Raw genomic sequence first — 2,529 nt, 5'->3', positions numbered from 1 at the left:
CTAATGTTATAGGAACAAGCCGCACGGGCAATTAGTATCAGTTAGCTTAACGCATTACTGCGCTTCCACACCTGACCTATCAACGTCCTGGTCTCGAACGACCCTTTAGGGGAATCTAGTTCCCGGGAAGTCTCATCTCAAGGCGAGTTTCCCGCTTAGATGCTTTCAGCGGTTATCTCTTCCGAACTTAGCTACTCGGCAATGCCACTGGCGTGACAACCGATACACCAGAGGTTCGTCCACTCCGGTCCTCTCGTACTAGGAGCAGCCCCCTTCAAACTTCCAACGCCCACGGCAGATAGGGACCAAACTGTCTCACGACGTTTTAAACCCAGCTCACGTACCACTTTAAATGGCGAACAGCCATACCCTTGGGACCGGCTACAGCCCCAGGATGTGATGAGCCGACATCGAGGTGCCAAACTCCCCCGTCGATATGAACTCTTGGGAGGAATCAGCCTGTTATCCCCAGAGTACCTTTTATCCGTTGAGCGATGGCCCTTCCATACAGAACCACCGGATCACTATGTCCTACTTTCGTACCTGCTCGACTTGTCAGTCTCGCAGTTAAGCACGCTTATGCCATTGCACTATTAGCACGATGTCCGACCGTACCTAGCGTACCTTCGAACTCCTCCGTTACACTTTGGGAGGAGACCGCCCCAGTCAAACTGCCTACCATGCACTGTCCCCGATCCGGATAACGGACCAAGGTTAGAACCTCAAACAAACCAGGGTGGTATTTCAAGGTCGGCTCCACGCAGACTAGCGTCCACGCTTCAAAGCCTCCCACCTATCCTACACAGATTGGTTCAAAGTCCAATGCAAAGCTACAGTAAAGGTTCATGGGGTCTTTCCGTCTAGCCGCGGGTAGATTGCATCATCACAAACATTTCAACTTCGCTGAGTCTCGGGAGGAGACAGTGTGGCCATCGTTACGCCATTCGTGCAGGTCGGAACTTACCCGACAAGGAATTTCGCTACCTTAGGACCGTTATAGTTACGGCCGCCGTTTACTGGGACTTCAATCAAGAGCTTGCACCCCATCATTTAATCTTCCAGCACCGGGCAGGCGTCACACCCTATACGTCCACTTTCGTGTTTGCAGAGTGCTGTGTTTTTATTAAACAGTCGCAGCCACCATTTTATTGCAACCCTTTTGTCCTTCTGGCGCAGGCCAGTCAAACTACTTGGGCGTACCTTATCCCGAAGTTACGGTACCAATTTGCCGAGTTCCTTCTCCCGAGTTCTCTCAAGCGCCTTAGAATACTCATCTCGCCCACCTGTGTCGGTTTGCGGTACGGTCTCGTTAGACTGAAGCTTAGAGGCTTTTCTTGGAACCACTTCCGATTGCTTCGCGAACAAGTTCGCTCGTCTCACACCCTTGAATTACGCTGCCGGATTTGCCTAACAGCCTTCTTCGATGCAAAAACCGACTATTCCAACAGTCGGACAACCTTCCGCGATCCGTCCCCCCATCGCATCTAACGACGGTGCAGGAATATTAACCTGCTTCCCATCAGCTACGCATCTCTGCCTCGCCTTAGGGGCCGACTCACCCTGCTCCGATGAACGTTGAACAGGAAACCTTGGGCTTACGGCGTGCGGGCTTTTCACCCGCATTATCGCTACTCATGTCAGCATTCGCACTTCTGATACCTCCAGCATCCTTTACAAGACACCTTCACAGGCTTACAGAACGCTCTCCTACCATATCCTTACGGATATCCGCAGCTTCGGTGACTGGCTTAGCCCCGTTACATCTTCCGCGCAGGACGACTCGATCAGTGAGCTATTACGCTTTCTTTAAAGGATGGCTGCTTCTAAGCCAACCTCCTGACTGTTTTAGCCTTCCCACTTCGTTTTCCACTTAGCCAATCTTTGGGACCTTAGCTGGCGGTCTGGGTTGTTTCCCTCTTGACGTCGGACGTTAGCACCCGGCGTCTGTCTCCCAAGCTCGCACTCATCGGTATTCGGAGTTTGCAATGGTTTGGTAAGTCGCGATGACCCCCTAGCCATAACAGTGCTCTACCCCCGATGGTGATACTTGAGGCACTACCTAAATAGTTTTCGGAGAGAACCAGCTATTTCCAAGTTTGTTTAGCCTTTCACCCCTATCCACAGCTCATCCCCTAATTTTTCAACATTAGTGGGTTCGGTCCTCCAGTGCGTGTTACCGCACCTTCAACCTGGCCATGGATAGATCACTTGGTTTCGGGTCTACACCCAGCGACTGAACGCCCTATTCGGACTCGATTTCTCTACGCCTTCCCTATTCGGTTAAGCTTGCCACTGAATGTAAGTCGCTGACCCATTATACAAAAGGTACGCAGTCACCCCTTACGAGGCTCCTACTGTTTGTATGCACACGGTTTCAGGATCTATTTCACTCCCCTTCCGGGGTTCTTTTCGCCTTTCCCTCACGGTACTGGTTCACTATCGGTCGATTACGAGTATTTAGCCTTGGAGGATGGTCCCCCCATATTCAGACAGGATTTCACGTGTCCCGCCCTACTTGTCGCAAGCTTA

Annotated in this window: 1 other annotated feature (running past one end of the window). The window is 51.5% G+C overall.

The annotated features are described in order from the left end of the window. Positions 1–9: 9 nt before the first annotated feature. Positions 10–2,529 (bottom strand) — a sequence feature (mutual gap in cmsearch alignment for this rRNA model is longer than 100); it runs 349 nt beyond the window's last position.

Source organism: Herbaspirillum sp. NPDC087042 (assembly GCF_044745245.1).
GTDB lineage: Bacteria > Pseudomonadota > Gammaproteobacteria > Burkholderiales > Burkholderiaceae_D > Herbaspirillum.
The sequence above is the reverse complement of the archived record's forward strand: the minus strand, read 5'-3'. Positions and strand labels throughout refer to the sequence as shown.